Here is a 14,704-nt window from a genome sequence, read left to right on the forward strand (position 1 = left end):
CACCTTTTCAATGTGGTTGCAGGCTTGTTTGAAGCCGTTGGTTAGAGGCATGATTGGACGAAGAATACGGGAAGCGACATCCTAATGGGATAAATTCATAAACGGGCCTCTTCTGCGGATGAAGGACGAACGTCCTCCAGCAGATCGATAATACTTTGAGCGCTCTGCATTGGATGAACCTTGGCGATTTCCGCCAGATGACGTTTGCGTTTACGTACAACATCCGGGTAGTGATGCAACAGCTTGTTCATCCATTTAACCACTACGTCGGGCGAAGTTATGGGTTCTCCCAACCCTCTTGCCGTAAAATAATGGACGTTTTCTTCTTCCTGACCAGGTATAGGATTGTGGAACAACATGGGAATTCCTTTGGCCAAGCCTTCACTGCATGTCATTCCCCCAGGTTTGGTAATCAGAAGGTCGGATACTTCCATTAATTTGTCCACTTCGTTGGTGTATCCCATAATGTGAATGTTTTCTTTGCGATACATGGGGTTCTGTTCCATGCTGATCCGTGTTTTATCGTTGCGACCGAGACAAAAAATGATCTGAATATCTTCATGCCAGCGTGTCAGCAGCGGATGGACCAGCTTGTCGCTGAGCATTCCCCAACCGCCGCCCATCACCAGTACAGTAGGCATGTTCTTGAGGTTAAATCTGCTTCGGATCTCTTCTCGCCCGGGATGCTCCCAAAAATTTGGATGCACCGGAATGCCCGTGACTCGAATGTTGTCTGCAGGTACGCCTCGTAGCATTAGTTTGGACTTAACCTCATCTGAAGAAACCAGATAAAGGTCTACTTCACGGTTAATCCACGTCCCATGTGCATCATAGTCGGTGATGACTGTGCATAGGGGAACCTGTACACCCAGACGTTTCAGTCTGGATATGACAGCACTTGGAATCGGATGTGTACAGACAATCGCATCGGGACGTAACTGGCGCACAACGCTGCGTGTGTGTGTATAGAACAGTTTATGCAACGCCAGTGTGGTCAGCCTGTTCAATGATTTTTTATATTGGTGTCTGTATACGTATCCGAAAAGTTTGGGTTGGTTGGTAACCGTTTTTTTGTATGCTGTTATAATCAGAGGTGCAACCTTTGGATTTAAGAAACTTCCCAATTCAAGCACTTTTGTCTGCACGTCTGGCGAGAGCTTTCGCAAATTGCTGGACAGTGCATAGGCGGCTTGAGTATGACCCGTACCAAAGCCTTCAGATAATAGTAATACTCTTTTTTTCTCCACGCTTACTTCACCTGTTCCTGCTAGGTTTTTCTGAGTCTAACATATCGGCTTTAAGACCAGAATGCAACTGTTGCAAGTGCGACTAAAGTACCTATTGTGGCACCCGCCAGAACATCGGAAGGATAGTGTAACCCCAGATAAATTCGAGAGAATCCGACAATAAGGGCCACAGGCAACAATATTAGCAATAAGATTGGATCAGTGGTCATAAAGGGAACTGTGACCGAAAAAATGGCAGTTGTGTGCCCTGAAGGAAACGAGTGATCCGTCAGGGGATTACGGAACGTAATTGTATCCGGCAAGGCCAGATAAGGTCGAATGCGGGGATACAATTTTTTCGCGATGGCTACAGGGATGTGGCTGACCGCAAGGGCGATACATGCCTGGAGTCCTGTTGTGCTCCATGGAGCTGGAGCAAGCAGCCAGATTAACAACGATATTGCAATAGATGAAGTTGCTCCACCCAGATGGGTGAAATAATACAGCCAAAAATTCATAAAACGATTATGAAGTCGGCCGTTGATCCACATAAAAACATTTCGATCATAATCTTGAAACTTTAAGAATAAACGGCTCATATTGGCCTCCTGCCAGTCAGGCCGCCCGTAATGGCGGCATTATTTCCGGTGATTTTCTGCATCCGGTTTCGTCCTGATTAGTATATAACCGTTTTTCATGAACTTGAGGTTATTTCAGGTATATGTTTATCATATTTTTAAATGTTGTCCTTTTCAAGAAGAACCCATGTAAAGAAAGTGAAATTCATGTTAAAGAGTGGATATATACCCATCTTAACTTTTTGACTTGGGTCAGCCAAAAAAGATACAATGATTCAACATGGCTGAAATGAGGTAAAAAAAATGTGAGTTCTGTTTCAAACTTTTTGAGGTCTGTTTGCGTTATTTGTTATAGAGCCTCTGACGAAGAATAACATGCTGATGAAAAAAGCAGGGACTTTAGAAATAAAAATCAAGTAAACGGCTGAAAATAAGATATAACAGGCATGAATGCGAGGTTGTGGTATCACGAAGTGTCTATTCAGCGTTTAAAGATCACATTTCTGCTTCAGAAAGTGGAATTGGGGTTTTGACAAATGACTGAAAAGGATACAGAATCGATAAAGCAGCCAACTGATAGCAACCAAGCTTTGAAACATTGCCTGATATATTCACGTAGTACACAAAAGAACAGGGTCATATTCTGCAGATCAAAAAAAAATAAATTGCAGAATCAGGAAGAGAAATGCTTGAGTAAACTGGGTTTTGAAAAAAAGGGGGTAACAGAGAACGATGTTGGACGCTATATTCGTCACGATGCAGGTCATTCTGGCACTGCTAGCCGTGTACCAATTCACGTTTTCGCTGTTCGGTCTGATTAAGAAAAAGAAAAAGAAACATTATCCGGCGACAAAATCATTCGCTGTACTCGTCGCAGCACACAATGAGGAACAAGTCATTGGTGCCTTGATGGAGAACTTGAAACAACTTGATTATCCGGAAGATCTGTACGATGTGTTTGTCATCTGTGACAACTGTACGGATGGAACGGCTCAAATTGTCAGAGAGCATGGATTAAACGCCTGTGTACGTACCAATGCCGATTTAAGAGGTAAAGGGTACGCCATCGAATGGATGCTTAAGTACCTGTGGAAATTGCCACGTCAGTATGACGCAGTTGTTATGTTTGACGCGGATAACCTGGTTGACCGTAACTTCTTGCTTGAGATGAATGATGACTTGAACAATGGTTCGCGTGTTATCCAAGGATACATTGATACGAAAAATCCGGAGGATTCCTGGATTACTGCAGCTTACGGTGTATCTTACTGGTACATCAACCGTCTGTGGCAGTTGTCTCGTCATAACTTGAATATGGCGAATTTCCTCGGAGGAACCGGAATGTGCTTTGAGACCAACCTGTTGAAGGAAATTGGTTGGGGTGCAACAAGTCTGGTTGAGGATCTGGAGTTTACGATGCGCAGTGTGCAACGTAATGTGTATCCTGTTTTCAACTATGACGCCAAAGTATTTGATGAGAAGCCATTAACATTTAAAGCTTCAGCGAGACAACGTCTGCGCTGGATGCAAGGTCACTTTACAGTTGCACGTAGATACTTCTTCCCGCTGTTATGGCAGTCCATTAAGGAAAGAAGCCTGGTGAAATTTGACCTTGCTATCTACGGAGCCAATGTCTATGTGGTGTTGCTTACGTTCCTGATGACGGCTGTGATGTGGGTAGACATGGCTATATTCAGTGGTCCGCACATTGCTAATATTTATGGATACTTCCCGTTATGGGTTGGGTTCGTGGCTATTGGTTTGAACATTCTGACGTTCCTGTTGTCCATGGCGCTGGAGAAGGTTACCTTTGCCAAAGTTTATCTATATCTGATTTTGTTCCCGATCTACCTGCTGTCTTGGTACCCGATTACGTTCTACGCTTTCTTTACGCAGAACAACAAACAGTGGAGCCACACTCAACATACACGTGTTGTACGGTTGGATGAGGTACAGAGCAAGCAAGGGTAAGGAACATGCGTGCGATACTTTGTTGACATCTGATATAACAAATGTATAATTTGCGAAAAAAAAGTTGTGAAGAATGTTGACAATGTGTTTCATGGGTGATATAGTATTCAAGTGCCTTAAAACGAATAGTAATGGAATCACAAGCAGAAGTCCGACTTCTCACCTGATCAACAAACATGTTGGCTGGTCAACGATCCCAATAATTTATGAAGTGTATACTCATGAAGAATTGTGTTGATTACAGGGATGTCGGTAGCTTGACCGGCATCCCTTTTATTTTTGTGTAACTGGATATTCAAAATGACCTGGAGGTGGACGATTATTAGTAAAGATCACATGATTAATGATGAGATTCGGGCGAAGGAAGTACGCCTTGTCGGAGCTGAAGGAGAACAAATTGGGATTACGCCCATTCGCGAAGCACTGCAAATGGCGATTGACCTGAATTTGGATCTGGTCAATGTGGCACCACAGGCTAAACCGCCGGTGTGTCGTATTATGGACTATGGCAAATTCCGCTATGAGCAACAAAAGAAAGATAAAGAAGCCCGTAAGAACCAGAAAATTGTTGATATTAAAGAAGTATGGTTCCGTTCCAATATTGAGGAGCACGATTATCAAACGAAGCTTCGTAATGTAGTTAAGTTTTTGAACGAAGGCGACAAAGTGAAATGTTCTGTTCGTTATCGCGGACGTGAAATTGCACATGCCGCGATTGGTCAACGGATTTTGGAGCGCGTTAAGGTAGAAGTTGCAGAACTTTGTACTGTTGAACGTCAACCGAAATTGGAAGGCCGCAGTATGATCATGATTTTGGCTCCTAAAGCCTGATAACATTGGAGGAGGAAACACAAAATGCCTAAAATGAAAACACACAGCAGTTTGAAAGGACGCTTCAAAATTACCGGTTCTGGTAAGGTCCTTCGTTACAAAGCTCACAAAAACCACTTGCTTTCCCACAAATCCAAACGTGCTAAGCGCGTTCTGAACGGTAACCCAGTTATGGCTGCCGGGGATGTTAGACGTTTGAAACAAGGCTTGGCTAACTTGAAAGGCTAATTTTAATTAGTACATTCCGTATGGGGGATCGGCTACGGCCGTACACATACCACGGATACATTTATATTTATTTGGGAGGTTCTTTAATATGGCAAGAGTAAAAGGCGGTTTTGTAGTACGTCGTCGTCATAAAAAGGTTTTGAAACTGGCAAGAGGTTATTTCGGTTCCAAACACCGTATTTTTAAAACAGCTAACGAGCAAGTAATGAAATCCCTGGTATACGCATACCGTGACCGTCGCAACACGAAACGTAACTTCCGCAGACTGTGGATCGTTCGTATCAATGCTGCAGCACGTATGAATGGTTTGTCTTACAACAAACTGATCCATGGTTTGAAACTTGCTGGAGTAGACATGAACCGCAAAATGTTGGCTGATCTGGCCGTTAACGACATCAATGCGTTCAACTCTTTGGCTACTGTAGCTAAAGGCAAAATCAACGCTTAAATTGTATGATACAAGCCGCCGTACCTATATGGCGGCTTTTTTTACGGCTTGGAAGAAATTCGAAGATGAATCTCTGAATGAGTAGAGCGAATAGGCTATAGTCTGGAAGGGAACAATGAAACTAGATAACTGGTGAATAACGATCCATGGGAATACATAAAATACGAACGGTGAAATAATACAAATAAAAACAGGTAAATCCCTCTCATCACTAAAGTTCACGATATGTTTTTGTTATATAACATCACATCGTTGTAACGTTAGTGTGTTAAATCGCTAAATTATTAAGCGTTTTCAATAAAAAAAGAACAAAAATATGTGATTTTTGGTGATGAAACATCTGGATTTTAACACTGGTTGATTGTATAATCACCTCTAGTAGGCTAGTCCTAGATTTTTCTCTCCATGTCATAATGTTCGGTTTTTCGACAGATGATAGGATGCTTCAAGGGTGAGAATGCGCTTTTAATGTCGAAGAAACCATACATTCTGCATAAAAGTCATTCCTGCTATCTGTTAACCGTTCAATTGTAGGCTGGATTGGAATGAGGGATATATCATTAAGGGGGAAAAAGAGAAATGAAAAAGATGCTCAGCTTGTCTTTGGTAATGTTGCTGGCGGTATCGGTTATGCTCGCAGGTTGCGGTAGCAAACCGAAAGAAGAAACAAATGCCGGAGGAGATACAGGTGGCACATCCACTGAAGCGAAATCCGACCTCAAAATCGGTATGGTTACTGACGTAGGTGGAGTTAATGACAAATCCTTTAACCAATCCGCTTGGGAAGCTCTGCAAGCGACTGAAACAGAAACAGGTACTGCTGTTAAATACCTGCAAAGTAAATCCGATGAAGAGTACATTCCTAACCTGAACGAATTCGTTAAAGGCGGATATGATCTGACTTGGGGTATCGGTTTCCAATTGGCTGATGCAATCAAAACTGTAGCTGAGCAAAACCCTGATGCTAAACTCGCGATCATCGACAGTGTTGTTGATGCTCCTAACGTTAAATCCGTAACATTTGCTGAAGAAGAAGGATCTTACCTGGTTGGTGTTGTGGCTGGTCTGACAACAAAATCCAACAAAATTGGTTTTGTAGGCGGTATGGAAAGCCCACTGATCAAAAAGTTTGAAGTAGGATTCAGAGAAGGCGTTAAAGCAGTTAACCCTGATGCTCAATTCATTTCTAACTACACAGGTGCATTTGATAAACCTGACTTGGGTAAAGCAGCAGCAGCAACACTTTACAATGAAGGCGTAGATATTATTTTCCACGCTTCTGGCGCAACAGGTAACGGTGTGTTTAACGAAGCAAGTGCTCGTAAGAAACAAGGTCAAGATGTATGGGTTATCGGTGTAGACAAAGATCAATCTCTTGAGTTTGGTGATGAGATCACTTTGACTTCCATGATCAAAAAAGTTGACGAAGCAGTTAAGCGCGTTAACAAAGAAGTAGTTGATGGTACATTCGCTGGTGGTTCCGAGAACCTGACTTTGAAAGAAAACGGCGTAGGTATTGCTGATACCTCTACTGCCAATGTATCTGCTGATACACTTGCAAAAGTAGAAGAGTACAAAGAAAAAATCATCAGCGGCGAAATCAAAGTTCCTACAGAGTAATTTTGATCTAAGTCGCAAATGAATAATCATTGGGGCCGGTCTTGACCGGCCTTATGATTGCAAGAACAGGAACATTTGATCAAGTCATCATAACAATTGTACAAGGTCACTGTGCACCAACGCTCCGGTAGGAGCTTTTCTTAAGATAATGGAATTGAGTTGTTCTTAATGAGCTGAACCATTCGATTATCGCAAGAAAAACTTCAGCTAAGCGCGGTCTGTCTTCTTTGAAAGTACGTCGATAGACGTTTTTTTTTACGTTTGCGGAACCACACTATATCAGTTATAAGGGTGATTACATGGGTGCAGCAACCCCCGTCGTTGAGTTAAAACAAATTACGAAGCGTTTCCCAGGCATTGTTGCCAACGACGCCATCAGCCTTCAGCTTCGTAAGGGCGAGATCCATGCGCTACTGGGCGAAAACGGCGCTGGTAAGTCAACGTTGATGAATATTGTATTTGGTCTCTATCAGCCAGATGAAGGTTCCATTGAAGTGAATGGCAAGCCTGTCATCATCGACAGCCCTAACCGAGCGATCGATCTTGGCATAGGCATGGTGCATCAGCATTTTAAACTTGTACAGCCGTTCACGGTAACAGAGAACATTATTTTGGGATCTGAACCAACGAAGGGTCTCAATATTAACTATAAAAAAGCAGCCGCTGAAGTTCAGCGTCTTTCCGAACAGTATGGACTGAAGGTGAATCCTCATGCCAAAATTCATGATATTTCTGTCGGAATGCAGCAACGTGTAGAGATTGTTAAAACGTTGTATCGCGGTGCAGACATTCTGATATTTGACGAGCCTACAGCCGTATTGACTCCTCAAGAGATCAAAGAACTGATGATCATCATGAAGAAGCTTGTAGCTGAAGGAAAGTCCATTATTTTGATCACGCACAAACTGAAAGAAATCATGGAAATCTCCGATACGGTAACGATTATTCGTCGGGGTAAAGTGATTGATTCGGTCAAAACTTCGGAAACAAATCCGAATGAGCTGGCAGAGAAAATGGTGGGGCGGAATGTCACATTCAAAGTGGACAAAAAACCGGCTACACCTGGAGCCAATGTGCTCGAAGTCAGTAAATTAACGGCCAAGAATAAAGAAGGTATTTCGGTTCTGAACCAACTTAACCTAAACGTACGTGCAGGAGAGATTGTCGGAATCGCAGGCGTGGATGGTAACGGGCAAAGTGAACTGATTGAAGCTCTTACCGGACTTCGTAAAGTAGAGAGCGGTTCGATTCTTTTGGAAGGCAAGGAGCTGTCCAATCATTCTCCGCGCCATATCTCGGAGTCGGGTGTAGCCCACATTCCGGAAGATCGCCATAAACACGGACTTGTACTTGATTTTTCAGTGAGCGAAAATATCGTTCTGGAATCGTATTATAAAGCACCATACACCCGTAAAGGGTTCCTTAACTTCGATGCCATCAAACAGCAGGCGAAGCGGCTTGTTGAGGCATTTGACGTGCGTACACCAAGCATCGAGACCAAAGCTCGGTCCTTGTCCGGAGGAAACCAGCAAAAGGCCATTATCGCCCGTGAGGTAGATAAAAACCCTGAACTGCTTATCGCTGCGCAACCAACACGTGGTTTGGATGTAGGGGCTATTGAGTTCGTGCAAAAGCAACTGATTGCACAGCGCGACCAAGGGAAGGCTGTTCTGCTGATTTCATTTGAGCTTGATGAGATTATCAATGTATCTGACCGAATTGCAGTTATTTATGAAGGACAGATCGTTGGCGAGGTGCTGCCGGAAGAAACCAATGACAGGGAGCTCGGCTTGATGATGGCGGGCAGCACCCAAAAGAGAGGTACTGCGCATGAATAACGTATTGAGATGGTTTACCCGAGATTCATTTATTTTGCCTGTAGTAGCTATTATTATGGGTCTTATTCTCGGTGGAGTTGTCATGCTGATTGGTGGTTACAATCCAATTGAAGCCTATGGTGCATTGTTCACCAAGGTATTTGGCGACATGTACAACTTTGGTGAAGCAGTACGGGAAATGACGCCACTGATCATGACTGGACTCGCATTTGCATTTGCATCACGTGCAGGGTTGTTTAACATTGGTGGAGAAGGTCAATTTCTCGTTGGTATGACCGCTGCAACATTTGTTGGTGTTAAGTTTGCAGGTTTGCCGATCTACCTTCATGCGCCACTGGCTTTGATTGCCGGTGCATTGTTTGGTGGTCTGTGGGCCGCGATTGCTGGTTATCTGAAAGCAGCGCGTGGGGTCAATGAAGTTATCAGTAGTATCATGTTGAACTGGATTGGTCTATATCTCGCCAACCTTATCGTTCGCCAATTCTTGCTGTTGAAGGGCGAGAATCGTTCCGTGGATATCAGCGAATCGGCTTCGATTAGTTTGACATGGCTCTCTGAGCTGATGGGCAATTCCCGTGTACACATGGGGACGTTGATTGCCCTTGTGATGGCTGTGCTCTTTTATATCTATATGTGGAAAACAAAACAAGGTTATGAAATCCGCGCGGTAGGTTACAACCCTAATGCCGCTGAATATGCAGGTATGCATGTTAACCGGAATATCGTAAAAGCGATGTTTATCAGTGGTATGCTAGCCGGTCTTGGTGGTGCATTCCAGGTTCTTGGTGTGTTCCAATACCAAACCGTAATGTCGGGTTCACCGGGAACAGGCTTTGACGGAATTGCAGTTGCCCTGATTGGTTTGAATCATCCGTTTGGGGTGTTATTGGGGGCAGTGTTGTTTGGTACCCTCACGTACGGATCTGCAGGTATGAGTTTTGCTGCGGATGTTCCGCCTGAGATTATTCGGATTGTGATCGGTTCGATTATCTTCTTCATTGCGGCACAAGGCATCGTGCGCTGGATACTTAAACCGTTCTATTCGAAGCGTAAGAAAGAGAAGGTGTTGTAGATGGACTTGTTGACAATTGGGCAAATTATCAATACGACGCTTGTCTTTGCTACGGCATTGATTTTTGCATCACTCGGCGGAATTTTTTCGGAAAAATCAGGTGTAACCAACCTTGGACTTGAAGGTTTTATGGTCTTTGGTGCCTTTGCAGCTGGAATCGGGGCGCATTATGCTCAAGAAGCGGGCATGGGCGGAACGACATCGGCCTGGATGGGGGTTTTGCTCGCGATTGTATTGGGCGTAATGGTATCTCTGATTCATGCCGTTGCGTCTATCACATTTAAGGCAGACCAGATTATCAGTGGTATCGTCATTAACTTTTTGGCAGCAGGAAGTACGTTGTACTTGGTTAAACTGTTGTTTGAAGGTTCTGGTGATTCACCGTTGGTTCAAGGCTTCAGCAAGTTTGATGTGCCATTGTTGAAAGACATTCCTTTGCTTGGAGAAGCCTTCTTCAAGAACGTATATCCAACAACATATCTGGCCATTCTGTTCGTATTCCTGACGTATTACATCATGTTCAAAACGCCATTTGGTCTGCGCCTTCGTTCTGTAGGTGAACATCCAAGTGCGGCTGATACGGTTGGTGTTAAAGTGCTTCGTTATCGCTATATTGGCGTTATGATCAGTGGTGCGCTTGCGGCTATTGGTGGAGCTGCGATTACGTTGACGACTACGGGTACATTCTCACACAATACGGTTTCCGGCCAAGGTTATATTGCCATTGCAGCTATGATTTTTGGTAAGTGGAATCCGATTGGTGCCTTTGGTGCGGCTGTCTTCTTTGGATTCTCACAAGCGATCCGAAACTATGTACAGTTGTTTGAATGGTCACAAAGTATTCCCCAGGAAATTATTTTCATGTTGCCTTACCTGCTTACCATCATCGTTCTCGTTGCAGCGGTTGGACGTTCTTCGGCTCCGTCTGCACTCGGTGAAGCATATGATCCGGGGAAAAGGTAACAACCTTTTCTATATCAGTTTAGCTATTCAGAGTTTTGATAAAGGGTCCGCCTTGTGCGGGCCTTTTTTGTTTTTTTGAGCGTCACCAAGCCACTTTTTCACGTTTAACTTGGTTCTCGTGCAGATACCCATATTTTCAGGTAGGGACAAAGAAACAGGCGAATTCAGTGATGGACGAATACACTGTTTTGAACGATCCGAGGAGGAGGGGAAAGTATGAAACAACAAGTTACGCGTGATGAAGCGATGAAATTAATAGGCAAAAATATTGTTGCAATCAAAAAAGACGGCACTCGGGTTACGGGAAAGCTGTTGAAAGTATCGGGCAACAAACTGGTACTCAAGCGTTTGAATGGCAAAAAAGTACGTACAAAAGCGATTCTGCCACTGGTATTGTTTGATCTGCTCGCTATTGCCACACTGCCTTATGCTTATGGAGGTGGTCCCGGCTTCGGTCCCGGATATGGACCTGGACCAAAACCAGGCCCTGGATATGGTCCAGGCTACGGACCGGGATATGGACCTGGAGGACCTGGTGGCGGATATGGACCTGGTCCTGGATTCGGCCCTTATGGTCCAGGTCCACGCCCACCAGGATTTTTCTAGGACATTCTATAATGTTTTTTCCAATTCGTAGCAGCGGCTTATCATGATGTATCGAATCGCGCTGTATCCATTTTTTTGATAAAACTGAAGCCCTTTGGTATTTCCCTCATCCACCATCACTTTAGATCTTCGACAACCCCGAGATACCGCAAAGCTCTCTGCTTTGAGCAACAAAGTTTGCCCGTAACGTTTGCGTTGTTCTTTCGGACTAACGGCCATCATATCGACATAGAGCAATTCCCCATGCATGAGAAAATGGATGAATGCCACAGCAGCTTTGTCTGGCTCCGGCGAGACAACAAAGGTCATGCCCCTGTTCATTCGCAGGGGTATTTCTTTGCGGATTTTATTAATTTCCTTTTCGCTCATATGGGATAAAGGAACAAGTTGAGTGTCAATCAGCTTCATGATGGCGCCATCATCCAGCTTGGATGTGCGTTGCCGAATCACCATGCGGAGCCTCCTTTCAGGACCAGTCGTGCTGCTCGTATATCCTATGCCCGAAGCAAGATAAAAGGTGACTGAATGAAGCGCTAGGATTAGGGCAACCTTATAGGCTGAAGAGGGAGGAAGGAAGGTTCTCTGAATTTTTATGCAAAACAGGTATTGACTTATCGGTTGGAGGAATCATATAATGTTCCTAACATTTAACGAGAATATTTCATCGGCTATGAAGAGGACGAAGTTTTAAGGGCTCTTTTGCTCAGAGAGTGGCTGGAATTGCTGAAACCACCACCATTATCCCTTATATACGAGCTCACCTCGGAGCTGTTTTCCTGAAAAGCACTGGATGTCACTCCTTTCGCGTATTAGGGAAAATCGTATGTCTGCGTTACAGACAACAGGTATGGGAAACGACTATGTTCGTTTGAGCTATTCGTTTTGTTGTACCTGGTAAGGTCCGTTATTGCGAAATTTCGGGCAAAGTTGGGTGGTACCACGGAAGCGATAACCTTTCGTCCCTCGCAAGCATGAACTTGTTTGCAGGGGATGGAAGGTTTTTTTTGTAACTTTAAATGTCAGAATGGTGTAAATTCCGAGAGGAGGATGACTAATGGGAGCTCAAATTCCAGAAGTACGATCGACAGATGAATTACGTGAAAAATGGATGAAGCCGGAGGTCATTAGCGGTTCCGAGATTCTGCTGAGAAGCTTGTTGCTTGAAGGTGTGGATTGCGTATTTGGTTACCCGGGTGGCGCAGTGTTGTACATTTACGATGCAATGTATGGTTTCGAGGATTTCAAACACGTCTTAACCCGTCACGAACAAGGTGCAATTCATGCAGCTGACGGGTATGCACGTGCAAGCGGCAAAGTTGGTGTTTGTATCGCTACCTCCGGGCCGGGAGCAACCAATCTGGTTACTGGAATAGCCACGGCATATATGGATTCTGTGCCGCTGGTTGTCATTACGGGAAATGTTAATTCCAGCCTGATCGGCTCGGATGCTTTCCAGGAAGCGGATATTACCGGGATTACAATGCCGATCACCAAACACAGCTATCTGGTAAAAGATGTTAAGGATTTGTCGAGTATCATTCATGAGGCATTCCATATTGCCAACACCGGCCGTAAAGGTCCTGTACTGATCGACATTCCGAAAGATGTCTCAGCCAACAAAACCTTGTTTGAACCGAGTACTGAACCTGTTACATTAAGAGGGTACAATCCACGGACAGTACCAAACAAATTGCAGGTAGACCGTTTGGCTCAGGCCATTCAGGAAGCAGAACGTCCAATGATTCTGGCTGGTGGCGGTGTGGTATACTCGGGAGGACATGAAGAACTGTTCGAGTTTGTTGAGAAGACAGGCATTCCGATTACGACAACCCTTCTGGGGCTTGGTGCATTCCCAAGTGGGCATGAACTATGGACAGGGATGCCAGGAATGCACGGAACATACACATCCAACCTGGCCATCCAACAGTCTGATCTGCTGATTAATATCGGCGCACGATTCGATGATCGGGTAACAGGTAAGCTGGACGGATTCGCTCCACATGCCAAAATCGTTCATATCGATATTGATCCGGCTGAGATTGGTAAAAACATTGCAACCGATATTCCAATCGTTGGTGATGTGAAGACCGTACTTGAAATAGCCAACAAAGAAGTTGGACGTGCAGAGCGTGCAGATGCATGGAGAGACCAGATCAAACAGTGGAAACAAGAGAAGCCATACAGCTATACGGATTCAGACGAAGTGCTGAAACCGCAGTGGGTTGTTGAAATGTTGAATGATACAACCAAAGGTGAAGCAATTGTGACTACGGATGTGGGACAACATCAGATGTGGGCGGCACAATATTACAAGTTTAATCAACCACGTTCATGGGTAACTTCGGGTGGTCTCGGAACGATGGGCTTTGGATTCCCTTCTGCAATTGGTGCTCAGATGGCCAATCCGGACAGACTCGTTATCTCCATTAACGGTGACGGCGGAATGCAGATGTGTTCCCAAGAACTCGCAATCTGTGCCATTAACAATATACCGGTAAAAATTGTGATCATTAACAATCAGGTACTTGGAATGGTTCGCCAATGGCAGGAACTCATCTATGAGAACCGTTACAGCCACATTGATCTGGCAGGAAGCCCGGATTTTGTAAAACTGGCTGAAGCATATGGCGTGAAAGGATTACGTGCAACGAATAAAGAAGAAGCAGCGCGTGCTTGGCAGGAAGCTTTGGATACACCAGGACCAGTCGTTGTAGAATTCGTAGTACGCAAGGATGAAAATGTGTATCCAATGGTTCCGCAGGGAGCAACAATTGATCAAATGCTGATGGGGGATGCTGACGAATGATTAGACATACGATTTCAATATTGGTAAACGATCAGCCAGGCGTCCTTCAGCGTGTATCAGGGTTGTTCGGTCGACGCGGATTTAACATTGAGAGTATTACCGTAGGTCAATCGGAAGAACCTGGACTCTCCCGGATGGTTATTGTCACCATTGGTGACGATAAAACGCTGGAGCAGATTGAGAAACAATTGTACAAAATCATCGATGTTATTAAAGTGGTTGATTTCAGCCTGAAACCGATGGTAGCCCGTGAACTCGCTTTGATTAAAGTGAAAGCAGAGCCTTCCGAGCGTCCTGAAATTCTGGGTGTGGTAGAAACATTCCGCGCATCCGTTGTAGATGTTGGTCCAGGCAGCCTGATTGTGCAGGTAGTCGGAGATACGGACAAAATTGATGCTATGATTGAATTGCTCAAGCCATATGGCATTCGCGAATTGTCCCGTACAGGCATAACTGCATTGGTACGCGGCAACGTATAAAGTTATAATGAATGAAGAGGGACGACGGTTAGCTAACA

Annotated in this window: 14 protein-coding genes; 11 read left to right on the forward strand and 3 right to left on the reverse strand. The window is 44.5% G+C overall.

Features of this window, described 5'->3' with window-relative positions:
• Nucleotides 1–95: 95 nt before the first annotated feature.
• Both MHI55_RS09450 and MHI55_RS09455 read right to left on the reverse strand, forming a co-directional pair.
• Nucleotides 96–1,247 carry a UDP-N-acetylglucosamine--LPS N-acetylglucosamine transferase gene (locus tag MHI55_RS09450; RefSeq protein WP_036669745.1) on the reverse strand — a complete coding sequence of 384 codons (1,152 nt, stop codon included), beginning with the start codon at nucleotides 1,245–1,247 and terminating at the stop codon, nucleotides 96–98.
• 50 nt (nucleotides 1,248–1,297) lie between these two features.
• Complete coding sequence (locus MHI55_RS09455; RefSeq protein ID WP_017689668.1) at nucleotides 1,298–1,825, reverse strand: phosphatase PAP2 family protein; 528 nt, start codon at nucleotides 1,823–1,825, stop codon at nucleotides 1,298–1,300.
• Nucleotides 1,826–2,536: 711 nt separating this feature from the next.
• On the opposite strand from MHI55_RS09455, the gene MHI55_RS09460 reads away from it, so the two are divergent.
• From MHI55_RS09460 to MHI55_RS09500, 9 genes are all read left to right on the forward strand, one after another.
• Nucleotides 2,537–3,775: a glycosyltransferase family 2 protein gene (locus MHI55_RS09460; RefSeq protein ID WP_036610177.1), complete on the forward strand. Its 1,239-nt coding sequence runs from the start codon at nucleotides 2,537–2,539 to the stop codon at nucleotides 3,773–3,775.
• A 336-nt stretch (nucleotides 3,776–4,111) separates the two neighbouring features.
• The gene (gene infC / locus MHI55_RS09465; RefSeq protein ID WP_017689666.1) at nucleotides 4,112–4,606 is read left to right on the forward strand and encodes a translation initiation factor IF-3; all 495 of its coding nucleotides are present in this window, start codon (nucleotides 4,112–4,114) and stop codon (nucleotides 4,604–4,606) included.
• A 24-nt stretch (nucleotides 4,607–4,630) separates the two neighbouring features.
• Nucleotides 4,631–4,834, forward strand: coding sequence for a 50S ribosomal protein L35 (gene rpmI / locus MHI55_RS09470; protein WP_017689665.1), 204 nt, complete (start codon nucleotides 4,631–4,633; stop codon nucleotides 4,832–4,834).
• Between the two features lie 88 nt (nucleotides 4,835–4,922).
• On the forward strand, nucleotides 4,923–5,282 hold the full coding sequence (rplT, locus tag MHI55_RS09475; RefSeq protein ID WP_017689664.1) for a 50S ribosomal protein L20: 360 nt from the start codon (nucleotides 4,923–4,925) through the stop codon (nucleotides 5,280–5,282).
• A gap of 579 nt (nucleotides 5,283–5,861) precedes the next feature.
• Nucleotides 5,862–6,902 (forward strand): BMP family ABC transporter substrate-binding protein, encoded by a 1,041-nt coding sequence (locus MHI55_RS09480; protein WP_076252456.1) that lies wholly within the window; start codon nucleotides 5,862–5,864, stop codon nucleotides 6,900–6,902.
• Between the two features lie 299 nt (nucleotides 6,903–7,201).
• Nucleotides 7,202–8,740: an ABC transporter ATP-binding protein gene (locus MHI55_RS09485; protein ID WP_036610171.1), complete on the forward strand. Its 1,539-nt coding sequence runs from the start codon at nucleotides 7,202–7,204 to the stop codon at nucleotides 8,738–8,740.
• Entirely contained in the window at nucleotides 8,733–9,812 is a 1,080-nt protein-coding gene (locus MHI55_RS09490) for an ABC transporter permease (RefSeq protein WP_076252454.1), read from the forward strand. The genes MHI55_RS09485 and MHI55_RS09490 overlap by 8 nt, the downstream gene beginning before the upstream one ends.
• The gene (locus tag MHI55_RS09495) at nucleotides 9,813–10,775 is read left to right on the forward strand and encodes an ABC transporter permease (RefSeq protein ID WP_036610165.1); all 963 of its coding nucleotides are present in this window, start codon (nucleotides 9,813–9,815) and stop codon (nucleotides 10,773–10,775) included.
• A gap of 216 nt (nucleotides 10,776–10,991) precedes the next feature.
• A complete protein-coding gene (locus MHI55_RS09500) occupies nucleotides 10,992–11,381 on the forward strand; it encodes a hypothetical protein (RefSeq protein WP_047842246.1) in 390 nt (129 codons plus the stop codon).
• Between the two features lie 6 nt (nucleotides 11,382–11,387).
• On the opposite strand, the gene MHI55_RS09505 is transcribed toward MHI55_RS09500, so the two are convergent.
• Nucleotides 11,388–11,834 carry a GNAT family N-acetyltransferase gene (locus tag MHI55_RS09505; RefSeq protein WP_100529523.1) on the reverse strand — a complete coding sequence of 149 codons (447 nt, stop codon included), beginning with the start codon at nucleotides 11,832–11,834 and terminating at the stop codon, nucleotides 11,388–11,390.
• Between the two features lie 601 nt (nucleotides 11,835–12,435).
• Between MHI55_RS09505 and ilvB the strand changes: the two genes are divergently transcribed.
• Together ilvB and ilvN are read left to right on the forward strand one after the other, a co-directional pair.
• Nucleotides 12,436–14,187 carry a biosynthetic-type acetolactate synthase large subunit gene (gene ilvB / locus MHI55_RS09510; RefSeq protein WP_036610160.1) on the forward strand — a complete coding sequence of 584 codons (1,752 nt, stop codon included), beginning with the start codon at nucleotides 12,436–12,438 and terminating at the stop codon, nucleotides 14,185–14,187.
• Nucleotides 14,184–14,666 (forward strand): acetolactate synthase small subunit, encoded by a 483-nt coding sequence (gene ilvN, locus MHI55_RS09515; protein WP_024628317.1) that lies wholly within the window; start codon nucleotides 14,184–14,186, stop codon nucleotides 14,664–14,666. Before ilvB ends, ilvN begins: the two co-directional genes overlap by 4 nt.
• Nucleotides 14,667–14,704: the final 38 nt, after the last annotated feature.

The organism is Paenibacillus sp. FSL E2-0151, assembly GCF_037993015.1.
In the GTDB taxonomy this organism is placed as follows: Bacteria; Bacillota; Bacilli; order Paenibacillales; family Paenibacillaceae; genus Paenibacillus; species Paenibacillus amylolyticus.

Coding starts and splice junctions, on each gene's coding strand:
- MHI55_RS09455 (WP_017689668.1), bottom strand. CDS start 1,825: ATGAGCCGTTTATTCTTAAAGTTTCAAGATTATGATCGAAATGTTTTT.
- MHI55_RS09500 (WP_047842246.1), top strand. CDS start 10,992: ATGAAACAACAAGTTACGCGTGATGAAGCGATGAAATTAATAGGCAAA.
- infC (WP_017689666.1), top strand. CDS start 4,112: ATGATTAATGATGAGATTCGGGCGAAGGAAGTACGCCTTGTCGGAGCT.
- rpmI (WP_017689665.1), top strand. CDS start 4,631: ATGCCTAAAATGAAAACACACAGCAGTTTGAAAGGACGCTTCAAAATT.
- ilvN (WP_024628317.1), top strand. CDS start 14,184: ATGATTAGACATACGATTTCAATATTGGTAAACGATCAGCCAGGCGTC.
- MHI55_RS09505 (WP_100529523.1), bottom strand. CDS start 11,834: ATGGTGATTCGGCAACGCACATCCAAGCTGGATGATGGCGCCATCATG.
- MHI55_RS09485 (WP_036610171.1), top strand. CDS start 7,202: ATGGGTGCAGCAACCCCCGTCGTTGAGTTAAAACAAATTACGAAGCGT.
- MHI55_RS09490 (WP_076252454.1), top strand. CDS start 8,733: ATGAATAACGTATTGAGATGGTTTACCCGAGATTCATTTATTTTGCCT.
- MHI55_RS09480 (WP_076252456.1), top strand. CDS start 5,862: ATGAAAAAGATGCTCAGCTTGTCTTTGGTAATGTTGCTGGCGGTATCG.
- rplT (WP_017689664.1), top strand. CDS start 4,923: ATGGCAAGAGTAAAAGGCGGTTTTGTAGTACGTCGTCGTCATAAAAAG.
- MHI55_RS09495 (WP_036610165.1), top strand. CDS start 9,813: ATGGACTTGTTGACAATTGGGCAAATTATCAATACGACGCTTGTCTTT.
- MHI55_RS09460 (WP_036610177.1), top strand. CDS start 2,537: ATGTTGGACGCTATATTCGTCACGATGCAGGTCATTCTGGCACTGCTA.
- ilvB (WP_036610160.1), top strand. CDS start 12,436: ATGGGAGCTCAAATTCCAGAAGTACGATCGACAGATGAATTACGTGAA.